Source organism: Sphingopyxis sp. NJF-3 (assembly GCF_053514865.1).
This window is the reverse complement of sequence record NZ_CM130726.1, coordinates 934,125-951,522: the sequence shown is the minus strand read 5'-3', so window position 1 is coordinate 951,522 and position 17,398 is coordinate 934,125. Positions and strand designations below refer to the sequence as shown.

Below are 17,398 nucleotides of genomic sequence, written 5' to 3'. Positions count from 1 at the left end.
TAGGGAGAGGCGGGTTTGCGGCGAACGGAAGGGGCGGCATGACGGCGATATCGCGTTCGATCCCCAGTGACCGGATGGCCGTCCTCTTCGCGATCATGCTCGTCGCGGCCGCGGGTAACACCGCGATGCAGTCGATCCTCCCCGCGATCGGCGCCAAGCTGCATATTCCCGACGTCTGGGTCAGCCTCGCCTTCAGCTGGTCGGCGCTGCTCTGGGTGCTCACCGCGCCGCATTGGGCGCGCCAGTCGGACAAGCGCGGGCGCAAGGCGCTGATGGCGCTCGGGCTGATCGGCTTCCTCTCGTCGATGGCGCTGTGCGGTCTGACCCTGTGGGCGGGCCTGTCGGGCTGGCTGGCTGGCGGCGCGACCTTCATCATCTTCGCGCTGTTCCGCAGCCTCTATGGCGGGTTCGGATCGGCCTCGCCGCCCGCGGTGCAGGCCTATGTCGCCGCCCGCACCGACCCCGAGGAACGCACGCAGGCGCTGTCGCTCGTCTCCTCATCCTTCGGGCTCGGGACGGTGATCGGCCCCGCGGTCGCGCCCTTCTTCATCCTGCCCGTCGTCGGGCTCGCCGGGCCGCTGCTCGTCTTCGCGCTGATCGGCCTCGCCGTCCTCGTCACTCTGCGCTGGCGGCTTCCCAACGACACGCCGCGCTTCGCCGCACGCGGGTCGATCGCGCCCTACCCTGCCTCGGGCCTCGCCGACACCGCGCGCCGCGACGAGGAAGAAGACGCCGACGAAGCGCCGCTGCCGCCGCTGCGCTGGACCGACCGCCGGGTGCGGCCGTGGCTGCTCGCCGGGCTGTTCGGCGGCCAGGCGCAGGCGATGATGCTCGGCGTCATCGGCTTCCTGATCCTCGACCGGCTGCATCTCAGGGCCAACCCCGACGAGGCCGCCGCGATCACCGGCATCGTGCTGATGGCAGGCGCCTTCGCGACCCTCCTCGCGCAATGGGGGCTGATCCCGCTGCTCAAGATGACACCGCGCGCCACCGTTCTGGTCGGCGCGGCGCTCGGCGCGGCGGGCACGGTGATGACCGGCCTCGCGCAGGACCTCCACGCGATCGTCATCGGCTTTGCGGCCGGATCGCTCGGCTTCGGCCTGTTCCGCCCCGGCTTCACCGCGGGCGCTTCGCTCGCGGTCACCGGGCGGCACCAGGGCGCGGTCGCGGGGATGACCGCATCGATCAACGGCTCGGCCTACATCGTCTCGCCGGCGATCGGCGTGCTGCTCTATAATTGGCACGCGATGGTCGCCTACGGCCTGATGGCCGGTTTCTGCGCCTGGCTGGTGGCGTGGGGCTGGTCCGCGCTCCGGCAGGACCAGCCCTCGCACTCCTAATCCTGCGGCTCGTCGCCGTGCTTCTGCTCGCGCACGGGCTTGAGCATGCCCGGCGCGAAAAAGCCGATCGGGTTGACGCTCATCGCCTGCTGCTTGATCTCGCCCTGGATCTTTTCATAGTCGCGCTCCATCGCCTCGGTCACCGAGGCGCGGGTATCCTTGAGCGCCGCTTCGAAATCCTCCATCGTCACGCTGTCGCTCGCCATCGAGCGCTTGAGCGCCGCGAGCCCCGCGCGGCGGACGAGATCTTCGAGATCGGCACCGGTGAAGCGGTCGGTGCGCCCGGCGAGCGCGTCAAGATCGACATCCTTCGCCAGCGGCATCTTCGCGGTGTGGATTTCGAGGATGCGCTTGCGGCCGCCCGCGTCGGGGACGGTCACATAGATCAGCTCGTCGAGCCGCCCGGGGCGGAGCAGCGCGGGGTCGATCAGGTTCGGCCGGTTGGTCGCCCCGATGACGACGACCGACTGCATCTCCTCGATCCCGTCCATCTCGGCGAGGATCGTGTTGACGACGCGCTCGGTCACCTGCGGCTCGCCCGCGGTGCCGCTGCCGCGCGCGGGCACCAGGCTGTCGAGTTCGTCGATGAAGACGATCGTCGGCGCCACCGCCCGCGCCCGCGCGAACAGCCGGGCGATCTGCTGCTCGCTCTCGCCATACCATTTGGAGAGCAGGTCCGACGATTTGATCGCGATGAAATTGGCGTCGGACTCGCGCGCCGCCGCCTTGGCGAGCAGCGTCTTGCCCGTGCCGGGCGGGCCATAGAGCAGAAAGCCCTTGGCCGGACGGATGCCGAGCCGGCGGAACGCCTCGGGATGCTTCAGGGGAAGCTCGATCCCCTCGATCATCTTGTCGCGCGCCGCGTCGAGCCCGCCGATGTCGCTCCACCGCGTCTTCGGCGCCTGCACCATCACCTCGCGCATCGCCGAGGGCTGGACGCGCTTCAGCGCATTGTTGAAGTCCTCGCGCGTGACGCGGAGTTCGTCGAGCACCTCGGGCGGGATCGTGCCCTCTTCCAGATTGAGCTTGGGCATGATCCGCCGCACCGCCTCGATCGCCGCCTCGCGGGTCAGCGCCGCCATGTCGGCGCCGACGAAGCCGAAGGTCGTGCGCGCCAGTTCCGCGAGGTCGACATCCTCGGCGAGCGGCATGCCGCGCGTATGGATGCCGAGGATTTCGCGCCGCCCGCTTTCGTCGGGCACGCCGATCACGATCTCGCGGTCGAAGCGGCCCGGACGCCGCAGCGCCTCGTCGATCGCGTCGGGGCGATTGGTCGCGGCGATGACGACGAGGTTGGTGCGCGGTTCGAGCCCGTCCATCAGCGTCAGGAGCTGCGCGACGAGGCGCTTTTCGGCCTCGCCCTGCACCTGCCCGCGTTTGGGCGCGATCGAATCGATCTCGTCGATGAACAGGATCGACGGCGCGGCCTTCGCCGCAGCCTCGAACACATCGCGCAGGCGCTTTTCGGATTCGCCATAGGCCGACCCCATGATCTCCGGGCCGTTGATCAGGAAGAATTGCGCCTCGCTCTCGTTCGCGACGGCGCGCGCCAGCCGCGTCTTGCCGGTTCCCGGCGGGCCGTGGAGCAGCACCCCGCGCGGCGGATCGACGCCCAGGCGGCGGAACAGTTCGGGGTAGCGGAGCGGCAGTTCGACCATCTCGCGGAGCTGGTCGATCGTCTCGCCGAGCCCGCCGAGATCGTCGTAGGTGACGTCGGTGCGCCGCGTATCCTGCGGTTCCTGATATTCGGGGAGCAGCTCGACCTCGGTATTCTCGTCGATGAAGACGACGCCCTTGGGGCTCGCCGACACGACGCTGAGCCGCACTTCCGCGAGCGCATAGGCGGGCGCGTTGAGCATCTGGCGAAGCTGCGGCGGCATGTCGCCCGCCGACACGCGCTGCTGTCCCGCGGTCGCGACGGTATCGCCGGCGACCAGCGGGCGGCCGAAGAAGCTCCGCTTGAGCGCATTCGCAGAACCCTGCAGCCGCAGATTCTCCTGCGCCGGCGCAAACACGACGCGCGTCGCGGGGCGCGTCTCGACGCGGTTCAGCATCACCATGTCGCCCGCGCCGGCGCCGGCATTGGCGCGCTGAAGGCCGTCGAGGCGGACGACTTCAAGTCCCTCGTCCTCGGCATAGGGCGCCATGACGCGCGACGCCGTCGCCCGCTTGCCGCTGATCTGGATCACGTCGCCCTCGGTCACCCCGAGCTCGGCCATCGCCGAGCGCGGGATACGGGCGATCCCGCCCCCGCTTTCCTCGGCCCTCGCATTCGCCACCTGGAGCTTGACTTGCTTTTCTTTAACCGGTGCGTCGGCCAAGGCGTGTCTCCCGCAAAATAGTCAGAATGCCGAAGATAGGGCGGTCGTTCCGTGATTTCGACCCCCCACCGCTCGAACGCAATATAGAAGCGTTTCATACCGCACTGCACAAATGCCTCTGGCGCGCGCGGCGGTCTCATGCCATCACACCGGCGAGAGACATCATGGCACGCCTCCCTCCCCTCAGCAGCATGGAAGCCTTTCTGGAGGTCGCCCGTCACGGCACGGTGAAGGCGGCCGCGAGCGAGCTCGGCCTGTCGATGCCGGCGCTGTCGCGGCGGATCCAGACGCTCGAACATTCGGTCGGGCGCCCGCTGTTCGACCGCCATCATCACGGGCTGCGACTGACCGAGGCCGGCCGCACGCTGCAGGGGCAATTGTCGCCGATCCTCGACGATCTGCGCGGGGTCATCGCGCGCGTCGGCAGCCCCGACGCATCGCTCCGGCTCCACCTCAACGTCCTGCCGCTCTTCGCGCAGCAGCGGCTCTTTCCGCGCCTGCCCGAACTGCGTCAGCAATATCCCGAACTGCATATCGACATCGATACGCTCTCGCATGGCGAGGCGCGGCTCGGCGAAGGCATCGACGCGGCGATCGCGCTGGCGCGCGCGATCGACCCCGCGCTCTATGCGGCGCGGCTCGATCAGGACAAGGTTTTCCCGATCGCGGCGCGTGCGCTCACCGACGGCGAGCGGCCGATCACCGTGCCCGAACAGCTCCAGCGGCTGACCATTCTCCTCCACCGCGAAATGCCCGAGACCTTCGCCGAGTGGAAGCAGGCGATCGGCATGCCCTATCTCGAACCCGCGGGAATCGATTTCTTCGATTCGGGCCCGCTGATGCTCGAAGCCGCGGCGCAGGGTATCGGGGTCGCCTTCATGCACGGCCATCATTTCGACGACGCGCAGGACGCCCGCCTTGCCCGCCTGTTCGATTTCGACGTCGACAGCCCCTACAGCTACTGGTTCGTGTGCCGCCCGCGCGCGCTGCGCCAGCCGGCGGTCAAGCTGTTCCACGACTGGCTGCTCGGGGCGAAGATCTGACCTGCGATCATCCGAAGGGCCTGCGCGACCAGTTGCGCCGGCTGTCTCCAAAGCTTCACATCCATCGCGAATAAGCAAGCCGATATTCGATCATCAAGAGGAACCTCGATCGATGCGGTACGTCATTTATGGCGCGGGCGGATGCGGGCGCGACATTCACGCGTCGCTGGTCAGATTTCTGGCCGTGCGAAACCTCCGATCGGAGATCGCCTTCTGCGACGGCCGGCTTGCGGGCCAGAAGATGCTGGGCGCTCCCGTGATCGCGCCGTCCGATATCCGCGATTCGGACCAGGTCCTGATCGCGATCAACGATGGTCGCACCAGGCAGCGGCTGGCGAGCGAGGTCGCAGCCGGCTCGTTTACCGCCGCCACCTCGCTGGTCAGCGAGCAGGGGGAAATCGGACAAGGCGCGCTGATCTCCGATTTTGTCATCGTCGGCCCGTCCACACGGATCGGGAAGCAGTTTCATGCCAACTACTACAGCTATGTCGCCCATGACTGCATCATCGGCGACTTCGTGACCTTCGGTCCCAGCGTCCGGTGCAACGGCAATGTGCGGATCGGCGATCACGCCTATATCGGGGCCAACGCCTCGATCAAACAAGGTGTCTCGATCGGCGAGAATGCGGTGGTGGGAATGGGCGCCGTCGTGATTCGGGACGTTCCGCCCAACACCGTGGTCGTCGGGAATCCCGCGCAGGCGAAGCACCCGCTTCCCCTGCTCAAACGGGCTTCCTGATCGCCCGATCGAGCTTTGGATTGCTGCCCTGACGCGACGGCGAGCCGTACGCGCAAGGGACAGTGCCGGCAATGCCATCCGCACCCGAACTTGCTGAAACGATCAGGATATCAGGTTCGGGAATGGTGCTGCTGGAGAGGATTGAACTCTCGACCTCACCCTTACCAAGGGTGCGCTCTACCACTGAGCTACAGCAGCATCCGGAGCCCCTGCGGCGCATCGCCGCCGGGCAGGCGCGGCCTATGGCGGGGAGCCCCGCCGCTGTCAAGGTGCGAGGCTTGACGATCGGGCGATTTCACAGGCATGGCGCGGCGATGAGCAAGCCGCCCTCCTCTGCCGACCTCGAACGCGAGCGCCGCCTGGCCGAGGCGCTGCGCGCCAACCTTCGGAAACGCAAGGCGCGGGCGCGCGAAGAGAAGGCGGAAAACCCGGCTAAAGACTGACGGTCACCGTCACTGCTTCGCCCTCGACCAGTCCTTCGGCCTTTCGGATCGCTGCCTTGACCGGCAGCAGCCAGCCGCCGCTTTCGCGATGCGGAAAGACCGAGGTTTTCCACACGCTGCCGCCGATCCGCGCCTCGACCCGCGCCGATCCGAACCCGCGCCGGCCGTCGAGCCACTGCCCGGTCATCGCCGCCACGCGAACCGCATCGGCGGCCTCGCCCTCTATGGTCAGGAAATACCAGGCGGCGGGCGCAGTCGCCGATTGCCAGCGCCACAGCGGCGTCGTGACGGTGATGCGGTCCAACGTCTATTTCGCCGGAATGGCGCGGATCGGCACGGGAATATTGCAGATATCCGCCCCGCCCGCCGGCCGGATGAAGAAGGGATCGCGCCGGTTGACGCGCGCCTCGGCATAGCGCGCGAAACTCTCGCTGTCGCTCGACAGATATTCGAAACGCGGCCGCCCGGCCTCGGGCAGTTCGCTCGCGAGGCGCACCGAGACGATCGGCACGCGCTGCGCCGGGTCTTCGTAGACGCCCAGCGGGGCCGGCCCGCGCGGCAGGCTCGACAGATATTCGATCCCGCTGATCACGCGGCCGACGAGCGCGATGTTGCGGTCGAGGTGCCGCGGCGCATGGCCGATGACCGTGTAGAGTTCGGACCCGCTGCCCGTGTTCGGCGACATGTCGCGCGCGATGCCGACCATCGCGTAGCAATGGACGGGCCAGATCGATCCACTGTCGTTCGCGAGCGGCCATCCGGCCCAATGCCCCTGTCCGCCCGCATAGGCATCGCGCAGCGGATTGGGGGTGTGCCACCGCCAGAATTTGGCGACGGCTGACGCATAATCGTTCGACCTGATCCTTTTGTCGTCCCGGCTCACGGCATAGTCGCTCTCCGGCACCGTCGCCAAACCCTCGGGAAGCGGCTTGGCCTTCGCGGGATCCTCGCCATCGGCGTCACCCCATTGCGCGACATAATTGTCCTGCACGCGGTAGACGCTGGTACCGTCCCACCAGTGCGCGGCGGCGAGCTTGCGGATATTGCCGATCCAGCCCTGGCCGAACGGCGCAGGCATCAATTGGATCACGACGCGGCGGGCCTTTCCAGCCGCATCGGGCGCAAGGTCCATCACCAGCAGGTCGGCGGGCGCGATCGCGGTCCATTCGTCGGCTTTCGCCGCATCGACGATCTGCCCCGGCGAAAGCGCGGGCTCCGGGTCTTGCGCATGGGCGACGGACAAGAGCGCGAAGGCGGCGGCGGCCGCGAAGAGCAGTTGCTTCATCGCGCCTGTCTGCCACGCCCAACCGGCTTGCGAAAGCCCCGGCGAACGACTAGGGCGCGCCTTCATCCAGTGCATGCGGAGCGGTGGCCGAGTGGTCGAAGGCGCTCGCCTGGAAAGTGAGTATACGGCAAAACCGTATCGAGGGTTCGAATCCCTCCCGCTCCGCCATTGCCCGCCTTCCGGGCCGCGCCGTCGCGGCGGGTATCGCCCCGGCCCCGGCCCCAGCTTATTGTCCGCTCCGGTAAGCCTTTCCAAAGACATGGATGCCATAGCCTTCGCGATGGCGTCGATGACGAACCTTCCGATTCGCTTTTGCGTCCGGCTGCTGCTTGCGCTGGTGGGCGCGGCCGCGCTGACGGGCACGGCGCCGGCGGGCGCGGCGACGCTTCGTCTCAACCAGTCGATGTGCCACGCGGTAAGCAGCCTCGGAACGGAGGATGCCCGTTTGCCGGAGCTTCGCTTTTCCTGCATGGGAACGCCCGCGGGCTATCAGCGGAGCAGCCTGTGGCTTCGCACCGACATGCGCACCCACCCTGCCCCGCGCGGCGGCGTCGCGCTGATGGTGCATCATTCGCGCTTCGACCGGCTCGCGGTCGGCTTTTCCTATGCCGACGGCGCGGTGCGTTGGCAGCAGGTCCGGCAGGGCGACTATGGATCGCACTGGCGCGCGGGCGGGCAAATCGTGTTCGACGCGCCCGAGCTCCCGGCCCCGCTGACCGCGGTGACGATGCGCTTCGACCGCCTTGCCAGCCACGAGCTGGTGCGCGCACGGCTGCTGCCGAGCGACGAAGCCCCGATGCAATCGGCGGGCATGGCGGCGGCGGTCGGCGCCGCTTTGACGCTGCTGCTGGTCAGCGGAATCTACAGCCTCTCGCTCGCGGTCGCGGTGCGTCGCCAATATCTCGCCTGGCAGGCGGCGTGGGCGGCGGCGATGCTGCTCTGGGGCACCTTGTGGTCTCAGGTACACCTCGCCTGGCTGCCCTTCATGGCGGGCACGGTGTCGGCGCAGATCTGCACCTTCCTCGCCTGTCTCGCCATTGCGCTCGCCACAGCCAGCGCGGTGACCGCACTCGACCGAAGCGGGGTGCCGAAAGGGTGGAGACGCGCCACGCTCGGCCTCGGCCTATGCGTCGGTCTCGCCGGTATCCCGCTCGCGCTGATGCGGAGCGGCGATATCGGGCTTTGGGCCGAATTGCTGGGTTTCGTGATCCTTGCCGATCTCGCCGCGGTCACGCTCTGCCTGATCGCGGGCTGGCGGCGCGGCTCGGTCGAGGCGCGCGATTTCGCCGCGGCCTGGGGCCTGCCGATGGCGGTGCTCGCCTTCATCAATCTGGTCGATGTCGAGGACGGCCTGTGGGGCGGCGGCTCGAAACTCCTCATTCTGATCGCCGCGACCTGGCAGGCGCTCTGGCTCTCGGCCGCGGCGACGCGCCGGCTCGCGCACCTGCGCATCGAACGCGACCGCGCCCGCGTCGCGGAAGCGCAGGCCCGCGAACTCGCGCGGCGCGACCCGCTGACCGGCTTGCCCAACCGCCGCGGCTTCATCGAAAGCGTCACCCCGCTGCTCGACCGGGCCCGGTTGGGCGATTTGCCCGCGGCGCTGCTGCTCGTCGACATCGACCGCTTCAAATCGATCAACGACGACTACGGCCACGACGCCGGCGATGCCGTATTATGCCGGATCGCGCGGCGCATCGCGCGGTGGGAGGGGCCCATCTGCACCGTCGCGCGCCTCGGCGGCGAGGAATTCGGGCTGCTGACCATCGGAATGGACGGCATCGTCCTCGACCGGTTCGCCGAAAGCATCCGGCGCGAAATCGCCGCCTGCGATCATAGCGAGACGATCGGTGACCGCCTTGTCACCGCCAGCATCGGGGTGGCCGAGGTGCGGCCCGCGTGCGACTTTCAACGACTGTACAAGATCGCCGACGATGCCCTCTATGAGGCGAAGCACGCGGGCCGCAATCAGGTCGCGCTGCAACGCCACGCAGGTCCCGGCGGCCCGTCTCCCGACGCCCCCGATCGCGAGGCCGCTCTGCTGCGCTGAGCCCTCCGCTCAGATTCCGAATCGATCGCGGTAGAATTGGACGCGGGTCGCACGCAGCGCCGGCACGCCGAGCCGGTCATAGGCACGCTGCCACGATGCGAATTCCTCAAGGCTCAGATTATACCGGTCGCACGCTTCGTCGACGGTGATCAGGCCGCCTTCGACCGCGGCGACGACCTCAGCCTTGCGGCGGCTGACCCAGCGCCGCGTATCGCGCTTGGGCAGATCCTTCAACGTCAATTTCCCGCCCATGGGTCCGATCACCGATACCGGGCGAATCCTCTGATTTTCAAGCACTATGGCACTCCGACATTACGGCTCGTCGCCGCGGTGTGCCCCCCTCGTTTCCCGCATGGGCGAGGTGTATCGGATCGTCGTAAAGGAAGGGTTAGAAAGGTCGATCGCCCTGCCGCATTGGCGGCACGGCGCGGCGCGGAAGCGCGCTAGCTGACGAGCAGATCCTTAAGCGGCGTGCTGGTGTCGGCGAGCTGCCCGGCGCTGGCAGCGAGGCCCGCGGTGACGATCATGCGGCCCTGGACATAGTCCTTGGTCGCGTTGACGCAGTCGAGCGCAATCACCCGTCCCGCTTTCAGATAGACGATCGAGAAGCTGCGGCTGGCGATGTCGCCGCGCACCACCGTCTGATCGTGCCCGGTCGAGAGGCCGGCGGTCTGGAGCTTGAGGTCATATTGGTTCGACCAGAACCAGGGGATCGCGTGATAGGGCGCCTCGTCGCCGACGATGCCCTTCGCAACGACATTCGCCTGATCATTGGCGTTCTGCACCGATTCGAGCCGGATCGTCGCGCCCTCGGCGAAGTGGTTTTCATGCGCCGCGCAATCGCCGATCGCGTAGATGTCGGGGAGGCTCGTCTTGCAATGCCGGTCGACGAGCACACCGTTGCCGCCCTCGGCCCCCGCGGCGATCAGCGGTTCGACGGCCGGGACGATGCCGATGCCGACAATCACGAGGTCAGCCGGGATGACTTCGCCGTCCGCCAGACGCACGCCGGTGACATGATCCTCCCCCTCGATCGCCTCGACCGAAACGCCGAGCCTGAGGTCGACGCCATGCTCGCGATGCTCCTTCTCGTAGAAGCGCGACAAATCCTCGCCCGCGACGCGCGCGAGCACGCGGTCGAGCGCTTCCAAGAGCACGACCTTCTTCCCCGCCTTGGTCAGCACCGCCGCCGCCTCGAGCCCGATATAGCCGCCGCCGATGACGACGATCTGCTTCGCGGTTTCGGACGCCGCCTTCATCGCATCGGCATCGGCGCGCGTCCGCACGCCTTGCACACCGGGCAGGTCGCCGCCAGGGATCGGCAGCATCCGCGGGGCTCCGCCGGTGGCCCAGACGAGCTTGCCATAGCCGATCGTCTCGCCGTCGCCGGTCGTGACGCTGTGCGCGGCCGGATCGACGCTGACGACGCGCTTGCCGAGCAGCATCGTCACCTCGCGCTCGTCCCAATATTTGGCGGGGCGCAGCTGAATGCGCTCGAATTCCTTTTCGCCCGCGAAATATTCCTTCGACAGCGGCGGGCGTTCATAGGGCAGTTCGGGCTCGTCGCCGATGATCGCGATGCTGCCTTCGAACTTCTGCGTGCGCAACATCACCGCGACCTGCGCCCCGCCGTGCCCGGCCCCCACGATCACCACGTCGAACTGCATCGCTTCCTCTCTCCGATACGGATTTTGCGCTTATCGCCGGCGTCCCTGACATGGCGGGCGCGGCGAGACAAGAAACATTGCCTATCCGGCACCCATGGCCAGTTGGTCGCGCAGCGCGATCAGTTCCGCACCCAGCGCGTCGACCCCGGTATCGCTGCGCGATCCGGCGAAGATCGACGCCGACAGGCAAAAGCCGGGCGCGATGTCGACCAGCCCGACCGCGACGGTGCAGACCCCGCGATGCGCATGGCCCTGATCGACCGCGAAGCCCTTTTCCGCGGCTTCGCGCACCTGCGCGGCATAGGTTTCGAACGGCAGCTCCGCCTGCCAGCGCACCGGGGCGTGGCGGCGCGCCAGTTCGGCGACGCCGACGCCCTGCGCCGCGGCGATCGCCCGACCCGCCGCGCCGCCGCCGAGCGGCTGGCGCTGCGCATCGGCGAGGCGCAGCCGCATCCCCGCTTCGCTTTCGGCATGCGCCGCGAGCTGCATGCGGTCGCGCGAGACGATTTTCCAGAGCCCGACCGCGGCTTCCGAAGCCTGGGCGAAGCGCGTCATCAACGGCTGCGCGCGTTCGGCGAGCCGCCGCGTCGTTCCATCGCGCAGCCCTTCCGATCCGGCCCACGCAGCGGCCAGGCGATATTGCTTGCTGCGCGCATCGCGCTCGATCGCGCCCTCGGCCGCCAGCGTCTTCAGGAGGTTGAGACAACTCGATGGACTGAGCTCCAGCACCCGGCCGATATCGGACAGCGATAGCGGACTGGTGTCGGCGAGCAGCCGAAGGATGGCGAACGCCTGCGAAACGGAGCGAACCGGACCGGTCATGCCATCGGTCTAGTTTTCATTATTATGAAAATCAATTCTCAATATTGAAAATAATACCTGAAGCCGCTAGCCCTCCCCAATCGAATCGCGCGCAGGAAGGGATCGTGAGGATGCAGAACCCCGGCATGGACCAGGAGGTGTTCGACCAGTTCATCGAACAGCTCGAACGCTATGTCCGCGAGCGGCTGATCCCCGCCGAGAAGGAGATCATCGAGACCGATGCGATCCCCGCCGACATCCTGTCCGAAATGCGCGACATGGGGCTGTTCGGCCTGACGATCCCCGAAGAATATGGCGGTGCGGGCATGAGCGTCAGCCAGTATATCCGCACCATCCATACCCTGTCCTATGCGATGCCGGCGTTCCGCTCGATCATCTCGATCAACATCGGCATGTTCACTTCGGCGCTGAAGAACGGCGGGACCGAGGCGCAGAAGGCCGAATGGCTGCCGCGCGTCGCCGCGGGTGAGATCGCCTGCTTCGGGCTGACCGAGCCGGGGTCGGGGTCGGATTCGGCGGGGCTGCAGACGACCGCGACGCAGACCGACAACGGCTGGGTGCTGAACGGCACCAAACGCTATATCACCAATTCGCCCTTCGCGAAGATCGGCCTGATCATGGCGCGCACCTCGAAGGAGAATTTGCCCAAGAACGCCCATGTCTCGGCCTTCGTCGTGCCGATGGACGCGCCGGGCGTGTCGATCGGCAAGTCGGACAAGAAAATGGGCCAGTCGGGCAGCCATATCGCCGATATCGTCATGGACGACGTTCGCGTCGGCGGCGAGGCGCTGCTCGGCGGCGAGCTCGGCAAAGGGTTCGCTTTTGCGATGATGAGCCTCGACAACGGCCGCATGTCGGTCGGCGCCGCCGCGACCGCCTACGCCCGCCGCGCGCTCGACAGCGCGATTCGTTATGCGACCGAGCGCAAGGCGTTCGGCGAGCCGATCGCCAACTTCCAGCTCATCCAGCAGATGCTCGCGCAGAGCGAGATCGACATCTACGCCGCCGAATGCATGATGGAGGACGTCACGCGCCGCGCCGACGCGGGCGAGAATGTCCTGCGCAAGGCCGCGGCGTTCAAGGTCTTCGCCAGCGAGATGTGCGGCCGCGTCGTCGACGCCTGTGTCCAGGTCTATGGCGGCGCGGGCTATCTTGCCGAATATGACGCCGAGCGCTTCTTCCGCGACGCGCGCATCTATCGCATCTACGAAGGCACGACGCAGATCCTCCAGCTCCAGATCGCCAAGCATATGCTGCGCGAGTTCGCGGCGGCGAACTGAGCACCGATGATGCAGGACCTGCCTAACATTCCGCATCCCCGAGCGAAGACGAGGGGCTCGTTCGAGCGAAGCGAGAACCCGCACCGCCGCAGCCTCGACTTCGCTCGGCATAGCCCCTCGTCTTCGCTCGGGGACGCGGAGGTTGGAAATGTATAACCTCCTCTCCGCCCTCCCCGTCATCGAGGCGTCGTCCTTCGTCGCCTCGCCCACCGCGGGCCTCTACCTCGCGCAGTTCGGGGCCGAGGTGATCCGCGTCGACCAGATCGGCGGCGGCCCCGATTTCCGGCGCTGGCCGGTGACGGCGGAGAACAACTCGCTCTATTGGGAAAATCTCAACCGCGCGAAAAAGTCGGTCGCGCTCGATCTCGGCCGGCCCGAGGGGCGCGAGTTGCTGCAGGCGCTGGTGCGCGCGACCGGCCAGTTCGTCACCAATTTCCCCGCCAGCGGCTTCCTGTCGCACGACACGCTCGCCGAAGGCCGCCCCGACCTGATCACCGTGCGCGTGATGGGCTGGGCCGACGGGTCCCCTGCGCTCGACTATACGGTCAACAACAGCGTCGGCTATCCGATGCTCACCGGCGCGGGACCCGAGCCGGTCAATCACGTGCTGCCCGCGTGGGACCTGCTCACCGGCGCCTATGCCGCCTTCGCGCTGCTCGCCGCGATCCAGCGCCGCGCCGCGACCGGCGAGGGCGGCGAGGTGCGCCTACCGCTCTCCGACGTCGCGATCGGCACCATCGCCAATATGGGCGGGATCGCCGAGGTGCTTTATACCGGCGAGAATCGACCACGCCTCGGCAACGCCGTTTACGGGCTGTTCGGGCGCGACTTCACGACGCGCGACGGGCAGCGGACGATGATCGTCGTCGTCACGCCGCGCCAGTGGGCTAACCTGATCGCCGCGCTGAATCTCGGCGAGGCGGTCGCGGCGGTCGAGGCGGCGCGCGGCGTCTCCTTCGCGAAGGACGACGGCCTCCGCTTCACCCATCGCGACGCGCTCTATCCGCTGTTCGAGCGGGCGATCGCTGCACGCGACCATGCCGACCTCGCCGCCGCCTTCGACGCAGGCGGGATCGTCCATTCGCCCTACCGCACGATGCTCGATGCGGCGAACGACCCGACACTCGTCGCGAACAATCCGATCTTCGGCGGCACCGTCAACCCGAGCGGCTTCGCTTACCCGGCCGCAGGTGCCTTCGCGACTATCCCGCAGATGGAGCGGCAGTCGCCTCGGCCTGCCCCGCACAACGGCGCGCATAGCGAAGAGATACTCGCGACCCGCCTTTCGCTTTCCTCGGGCGAGATCGCCCGCCTGATCGATGCCGGCATCGTCGGTGTCGGCTGAGATCGCCTTCCCCTTTTCCGTCACCCCGGACTTGATCCGGGGTCCCGCTTCTCACCGTCGCTTAGCGGGACCCCGGATCAAGTCCGGGGTGACGGAGCAGTTGAATGCCCCCGCCCAAACCGGAGACCAGACATGACCCTGCGCCGCGCCGCCATCGTCGCCCCCATCCGTACCGCCGTCGGCAAATTCGGCGGTGCCCTTTCCTCGATGACCGCCGGCGACCTCGGCGCGGTCATTCTGAAGGCGCTGATCGAGCGTACGAAGATCGACCCCGCGCGCGTCGATGACGTCGTCTTTTCGCAGGGCTATGGCAATGGCGAAGCGCCCTGCATCGGCCATTGGTCGTGGCTCGCCGCGGGCCTGCCGCTGGAGGTGCCGGGCTATCAGCTCGACCGCCGCTGCGGCTCGGGGCTGCAGGCCATCGTCAACGCCGCGATGATGGTCCAGACCGGCATGTCCGACGTCGTCGTCGCGGGCGGCGTCGAATCGATGTCGAATGTCGAGCATTACAGCACCGATGTCCGGAAAGGCGTTCGCGCGGGCAACCTCATGCTCCACGACCGCCTGACGCGCGGCCGTGTCATGTCGCAGCCGGTCGAGCGCTTCGGCGTCATCACCGGCATGATCGAGACCGCTGAAAATCTGGCGAAGGACTATGATATCAGCCGCGAGGCGTGCGATGCCTATGCCGTGCGCAGCCACCAGCGCGCTGCAGCGGCCTGGGCCAACGGCCTGTTCGACGACGAACTGGTGCCCGTCCCCGTCCCGCAGAAGAAGGGCGATCCCATCGTCTTCGCGCACGACGAGGGCTATCGCGCCGATGCGAGCATGGAAACGCTCGGCAAGCTGCGCGCGCTGGAGGGCGGCGTCGTCACCGCGGGCAATGCGAGCCAGCAGAATGACGCCGCCGCGGCGTGCCTCGTCGTCGCCGAGGACAAGCTCGAGGAACTCGGGCTCACGCCCATAGCCTGGTATCACAGCTCGGCCGCCGCCGGCTGCGACCCGAGCCGCATGGGCATCGGCCCCGTCCCTGCGGTCGAGCGCCTGTTCGCGCGGGGCGGCCTTGGCTGGGACGACATCGACCTCGTCGAACTCAACGAAGCCTTCGCGCCGCAGGTGCTCGCGGTGCTGAAGGGTTGGGGCTGGTCCGAAGACGACAGCCGCAACGACATCCTCAACGTCAACGGCTCGGGCATCTCGCTCGGTCACCCGATCGGTGCGACCGGCGGACGCATTCTCGCCAATCTGACGCGCGAACTGGTGCGCAGGGATGGCCGCTATGGTCTTGAAACCATGTGCATCGGCGGCGGCCAGGGCATCGCGGCGATCTTCGAGCGCGCGACGTGAGCACAGCCCCTCTTCCTCGTCACCCCGGACTTGATCCGGGGTCCAGCTTTCACCGTTGCATAGCTGGACCCCGGATCAAGTCCGGGGTGACGATGAAAAAGAGGACCGGCTATGAAGATGTGCGCCGATCTGAACAATGCTCTCATCGCCGCCCAGGCCTATCGCGGCACCGCGCAAGCCGCGCTCGCCGAACGACTGGCCGCCAGCCCGATCGATCGCGAGCAGCGCGCGGCGCATGGTTTCGCGTGGGTCGCGACGACGGTGGCGGCGCTCGAAGCGGTGCTGGAGTGGTTCGATTCCGGCTCGGGCTCGAATCCCCTCGACGCCAGAATCACCACCCTCGCCTTCGCCGAGGGCATCGGCCAACTCACCGGCGGCCTGCCGATGGGGCAGAACGAGATATTCCGCCCTGCCGACCTTGGCCTTGGCGCGGCGGCGCGAGCGCTCGCGGACGCCTGCGCCGACCTTCTCGACGCCGACCATGCCGCGACGCGCGCCGAAGTCGCCGCCGCGCTCGCCGAGGGTCATTGGCCGAGCGAGACGCTACACGACGCCGATCTCGACGCGATCCGCGAGCAATATCGCCGTTTCACCGACGCCGCGATCATCCCCAACGCGCACGGCTGGCATCTTGCCAACGACCTGATCCCCGACGCCACGGTGCAGGCGATGGCGGACCTCGGCACCTTTGGGGTCTGTATTTCCGAGGAATTCGGCGGGCTCGGCCTTGGCAAGCTCGTCATGTGCATCATCACCGAAGAACTGTCGCGCGGCTGGATCGGCGCCGGATCGCTCGGCACGCGGTCGGAGATCGCGGGCGAGCTGATCGCGATGGGCGGCACCGACGCGCAAAAGGCCGAATGGCTGCCGAAGATCGCCAGCGGCGAAATTCTCCCCACCGCGGTTTTCACCGAACCCGACGTCGGTTCGGATCTCGGCTCGCTGCAAACCCGCGCCTGCCGCGAGGGCGCGAGCTGGGTCATCAACGGCGCGAAGACCTGGATCACCCACGCGAGCCGTTCCGACCTGATGACGCTGCTCGCGCGCACCGTGCCCGACACGAAGGGCTATGCGGGCCTCTCGATGCTGCTCGTCCCCAAGCCGCGCGGGACCGAGGCCGATCCCTTCCCCGCCAATGGCATGACCGGCAGCGAGATCGAGGTGCTCGGCTATCGCGGGATGCGCGAATATGCGCTGCAGTTCGATGGGCTTACGGCGCCCGCCGATGCCCTGCTCGGCGGCGAGGAAGGGCAAGGCTTCAAGCAGCTCATGCGCACCTTCGAGGGCGCGCGCATCCAGACCGCCGCCCGCGCGGTCGGCGTCGCGCGCCGCGCGCTCGAACTCGGGCTGGATTATGCGCTCGCCCGCAAGCAGTTCGGCAAGGCGATCGTCCATTTCCCGCGCGTCGCCGACAAGCTGGCGATGAGCCTGGTCGATTTCGTCATGGCGCGCGAACTGAGCTATGCCGCCGCGCGCGCCAAAGACAGCGGCAAACGTTGTGACATCGAGGCGGGGATGGCCAAGCTGCTCGGCGCCCGCGCCGCCTGGTCGAACGCCGACGCCGCGCTGCAGATCCACGGCGGCAACGGCTATGCGCTCGAATATGAGATCAGCCGCGTGCTGTGCGACGCGCGCATCCTCAACATCTTCGAGGGCGCGGCCGAAATCCAGGCGCAGGTCATCGCGCGCGGATTGACGAGCGGTCGTAACTGACCGCTC

At 67.7% G+C, this 17,398-nt stretch carries 15 protein-coding genes and 2 tRNA genes; 10 read left to right on the top strand and 7 right to left on the bottom strand.

The annotated features are described in order from the left end of the window. Positions 1-38: 38 nt before the first annotated feature. Positions 39-1,340, top strand: coding sequence for an MFS transporter (locus ACOTSS_RS04490; protein WP_448690332.1), 1,302 nt, complete (start codon positions 39-41; stop codon positions 1,338-1,340). Here the strand turns inward: ACOTSS_RS04490 and ACOTSS_RS04485 are convergent. After that, positions 1,337-3,661, bottom strand: a complete 2,325-nt coding sequence (locus tag ACOTSS_RS04485) for a CDC48 family AAA ATPase (RefSeq protein ID WP_448690331.1) — start codon at positions 3,659-3,661, stop codon at positions 1,337-1,339. The two genes, ACOTSS_RS04490 and ACOTSS_RS04485, sit on opposite strands and share 4 nt — an antisense overlap. Before the next feature lie 164 nt (positions 3,662-3,825). On the opposite strand from ACOTSS_RS04485, the gene ACOTSS_RS04480 reads away from it, so the two are divergent. Next, complete coding sequence (locus ACOTSS_RS04480) at positions 3,826-4,704, top strand: LysR substrate-binding domain-containing protein (RefSeq protein ID WP_448690330.1); 879 nt, start codon at positions 3,826-3,828, stop codon at positions 4,702-4,704. Between the two features lie 112 nt (positions 4,705-4,816). After that, positions 4,817-5,443: a NeuD/PglB/VioB family sugar acetyltransferase gene (locus tag ACOTSS_RS04475; RefSeq protein ID WP_448690329.1), complete on the top strand. Its 627-nt coding sequence runs from the start codon at positions 4,817-4,819 to the stop codon at positions 5,441-5,443. Between the two features lie 123 nt (positions 5,444-5,566). Here the strand turns inward: ACOTSS_RS04475 and ACOTSS_RS04470 are convergent. Next, positions 5,567-5,641 (bottom strand) — tRNA-Thr (locus tag ACOTSS_RS04470). 116 nt (positions 5,642-5,757) lie between these two features. Here ACOTSS_RS04470 and ACOTSS_RS04465 point away from each other — a divergent pair. Then, on the top strand, positions 5,758-5,886 hold the full coding sequence (locus tag ACOTSS_RS04465; RefSeq protein WP_448690328.1) for a hypothetical protein: 129 nt from the start codon (positions 5,758-5,760) through the stop codon (positions 5,884-5,886). On the opposite strand, the gene ACOTSS_RS04460 is transcribed toward ACOTSS_RS04465, so the two are convergent. Both ACOTSS_RS04460 and ACOTSS_RS04455 read right to left on the bottom strand, forming a co-directional pair. After that, positions 5,876-6,190, bottom strand: a complete 315-nt coding sequence (locus ACOTSS_RS04460; protein WP_448690327.1) for a DUF1905 domain-containing protein — start codon at positions 6,188-6,190, stop codon at positions 5,876-5,878. The two genes, ACOTSS_RS04465 and ACOTSS_RS04460, sit on opposite strands and share 11 nt — an antisense overlap. Before the next feature lie 3 nt (positions 6,191-6,193). Continuing rightward, positions 6,194-7,171 (bottom strand): peptidylprolyl isomerase, encoded by a 978-nt coding sequence (locus ACOTSS_RS04455; RefSeq protein ID WP_448690326.1) that lies wholly within the window; start codon positions 7,169-7,171, stop codon positions 6,194-6,196. A gap of 77 nt (positions 7,172-7,248) precedes the next feature. Here ACOTSS_RS04455 and ACOTSS_RS04450 point away from each other — a divergent pair. Both ACOTSS_RS04450 and ACOTSS_RS04445 read left to right on the top strand, forming a co-directional pair. After that, positions 7,249-7,339: transfer RNA gene (locus tag ACOTSS_RS04450), tRNA-Ser, on the top strand. A gap of 121 nt (positions 7,340-7,460) precedes the next feature. Further along, on the top strand, positions 7,461-9,218 hold the full coding sequence (locus ACOTSS_RS04445) for a diguanylate cyclase domain-containing protein (protein ID WP_448690325.1): 1,758 nt from the start codon (positions 7,461-7,463) through the stop codon (positions 9,216-9,218). Between the two features lie 9 nt (positions 9,219-9,227). Here the strand turns inward: ACOTSS_RS04445 and sciP are convergent, their stop codons facing one another. The 3 genes from sciP to ACOTSS_RS04430 form a co-directional block, all read right to left on the bottom strand. Further along, a complete protein-coding gene (gene sciP, locus ACOTSS_RS04440; protein ID WP_448690324.1) occupies positions 9,228-9,515 on the bottom strand; it encodes a CtrA inhibitor SciP in 288 nt (95 codons plus the stop codon). A 146-nt stretch (positions 9,516-9,661) separates the two neighbouring features. After that, a complete protein-coding gene (locus ACOTSS_RS04435; RefSeq protein WP_448690323.1) occupies positions 9,662-10,885 on the bottom strand; it encodes an NAD(P)/FAD-dependent oxidoreductase in 1,224 nt (407 codons plus the stop codon). 81 nt (positions 10,886-10,966) lie between these two features. After that, on the bottom strand, positions 10,967-11,707 hold the full coding sequence (locus tag ACOTSS_RS04430; protein ID WP_448690322.1) for a helix-turn-helix domain-containing protein: 741 nt from the start codon (positions 11,705-11,707) through the stop codon (positions 10,967-10,969). Between the two features lie 110 nt (positions 11,708-11,817). Here ACOTSS_RS04430 and ACOTSS_RS04425 point away from each other — a divergent pair, with 110 nt between their 5' ends. The 4 genes from ACOTSS_RS04425 to ACOTSS_RS04410 all read left to right on the top strand — a co-directional run bounded on the left by ACOTSS_RS04425 (position 11,818) and on the right by ACOTSS_RS04410 (position 17,392). Next, on the top strand, positions 11,818-12,987 hold the full coding sequence (locus ACOTSS_RS04425; RefSeq protein WP_448690321.1) for an acyl-CoA dehydrogenase family protein: 1,170 nt from the start codon (positions 11,818-11,820) through the stop codon (positions 12,985-12,987). Between the two features lie 148 nt (positions 12,988-13,135). Beyond that, the gene (locus tag ACOTSS_RS04420; RefSeq protein WP_448690320.1) at positions 13,136-14,332 is read left to right on the top strand and encodes a CoA transferase; all 1,197 of its coding nucleotides are present in this window, start codon (positions 13,136-13,138) and stop codon (positions 14,330-14,332) included. A 132-nt stretch (positions 14,333-14,464) separates the two neighbouring features. Then, positions 14,465-15,679 (top strand): acetyl-CoA C-acetyltransferase, encoded by a 1,215-nt coding sequence (locus ACOTSS_RS04415; protein WP_448690319.1) that lies wholly within the window; start codon positions 14,465-14,467, stop codon positions 15,677-15,679. Positions 15,680-15,796: 117 nt separating this feature from the next. Further along, complete coding sequence (locus tag ACOTSS_RS04410; protein WP_448691288.1) at positions 15,797-17,392, top strand: acyl-CoA dehydrogenase family protein; 1,596 nt, start codon at positions 15,797-15,799, stop codon at positions 17,390-17,392. The last annotated feature ends 6 nt before the right edge of the window (positions 17,393-17,398 follow it).

What these genes read in the sequence shown, in the direction of transcription:
- ACOTSS_RS04490 (WP_448690332.1), top strand. Translation starts at nt 39, where the DNA reads ATGACGGCGATATCGCGTTCGATCCCCAGTGACCGGATGGCCGTCCTC.
- ACOTSS_RS04480 (WP_448690330.1), top strand. Translation starts at nt 3,826, where the DNA reads ATGGCACGCCTCCCTCCCCTCAGCAGCATGGAAGCCTTTCTGGAGGTC.
- ACOTSS_RS04475 (WP_448690329.1), top strand. Translation starts at nt 4,817, where the DNA reads ATGCGGTACGTCATTTATGGCGCGGGCGGATGCGGGCGCGACATTCAC.
- ACOTSS_RS04465 (WP_448690328.1), top strand. Translation starts at nt 5,758, where the DNA reads ATGAGCAAGCCGCCCTCCTCTGCCGACCTCGAACGCGAGCGCCGCCTG.
- ACOTSS_RS04455 (WP_448690326.1), bottom strand. Translation starts at nt 7,171, where the DNA reads ATGAAGCAACTGCTCTTCGCGGCCGCCGCCGCCTTCGCGCTCTTGTCC.
- ACOTSS_RS04445 (WP_448690325.1), top strand. Translation starts at nt 7,461, where the DNA reads ATGACGAACCTTCCGATTCGCTTTTGCGTCCGGCTGCTGCTTGCGCTG.
- ACOTSS_RS04435 (WP_448690323.1), bottom strand. Translation starts at nt 10,885, where the DNA reads ATGCAGTTCGACGTGGTGATCGTGGGGGCCGGGCACGGCGGGGCGCAG.
- ACOTSS_RS04430 (WP_448690322.1), bottom strand. Translation starts at nt 11,707, where the DNA reads ATGACCGGTCCGGTTCGCTCCGTTTCGCAGGCGTTCGCCATCCTTCGG.
- ACOTSS_RS04425 (WP_448690321.1), top strand. Translation starts at nt 11,818, where the DNA reads ATGCAGAACCCCGGCATGGACCAGGAGGTGTTCGACCAGTTCATCGAA.
- ACOTSS_RS04420 (WP_448690320.1), top strand. Translation starts at nt 13,136, where the DNA reads ATGTATAACCTCCTCTCCGCCCTCCCCGTCATCGAGGCGTCGTCCTTC.
- ACOTSS_RS04415 (WP_448690319.1), top strand. Translation starts at nt 14,465, where the DNA reads ATGACCCTGCGCCGCGCCGCCATCGTCGCCCCCATCCGTACCGCCGTC.
- ACOTSS_RS04410 (WP_448691288.1), top strand. Translation starts at nt 15,797, where the DNA reads ATGTGCGCCGATCTGAACAATGCTCTCATCGCCGCCCAGGCCTATCGC.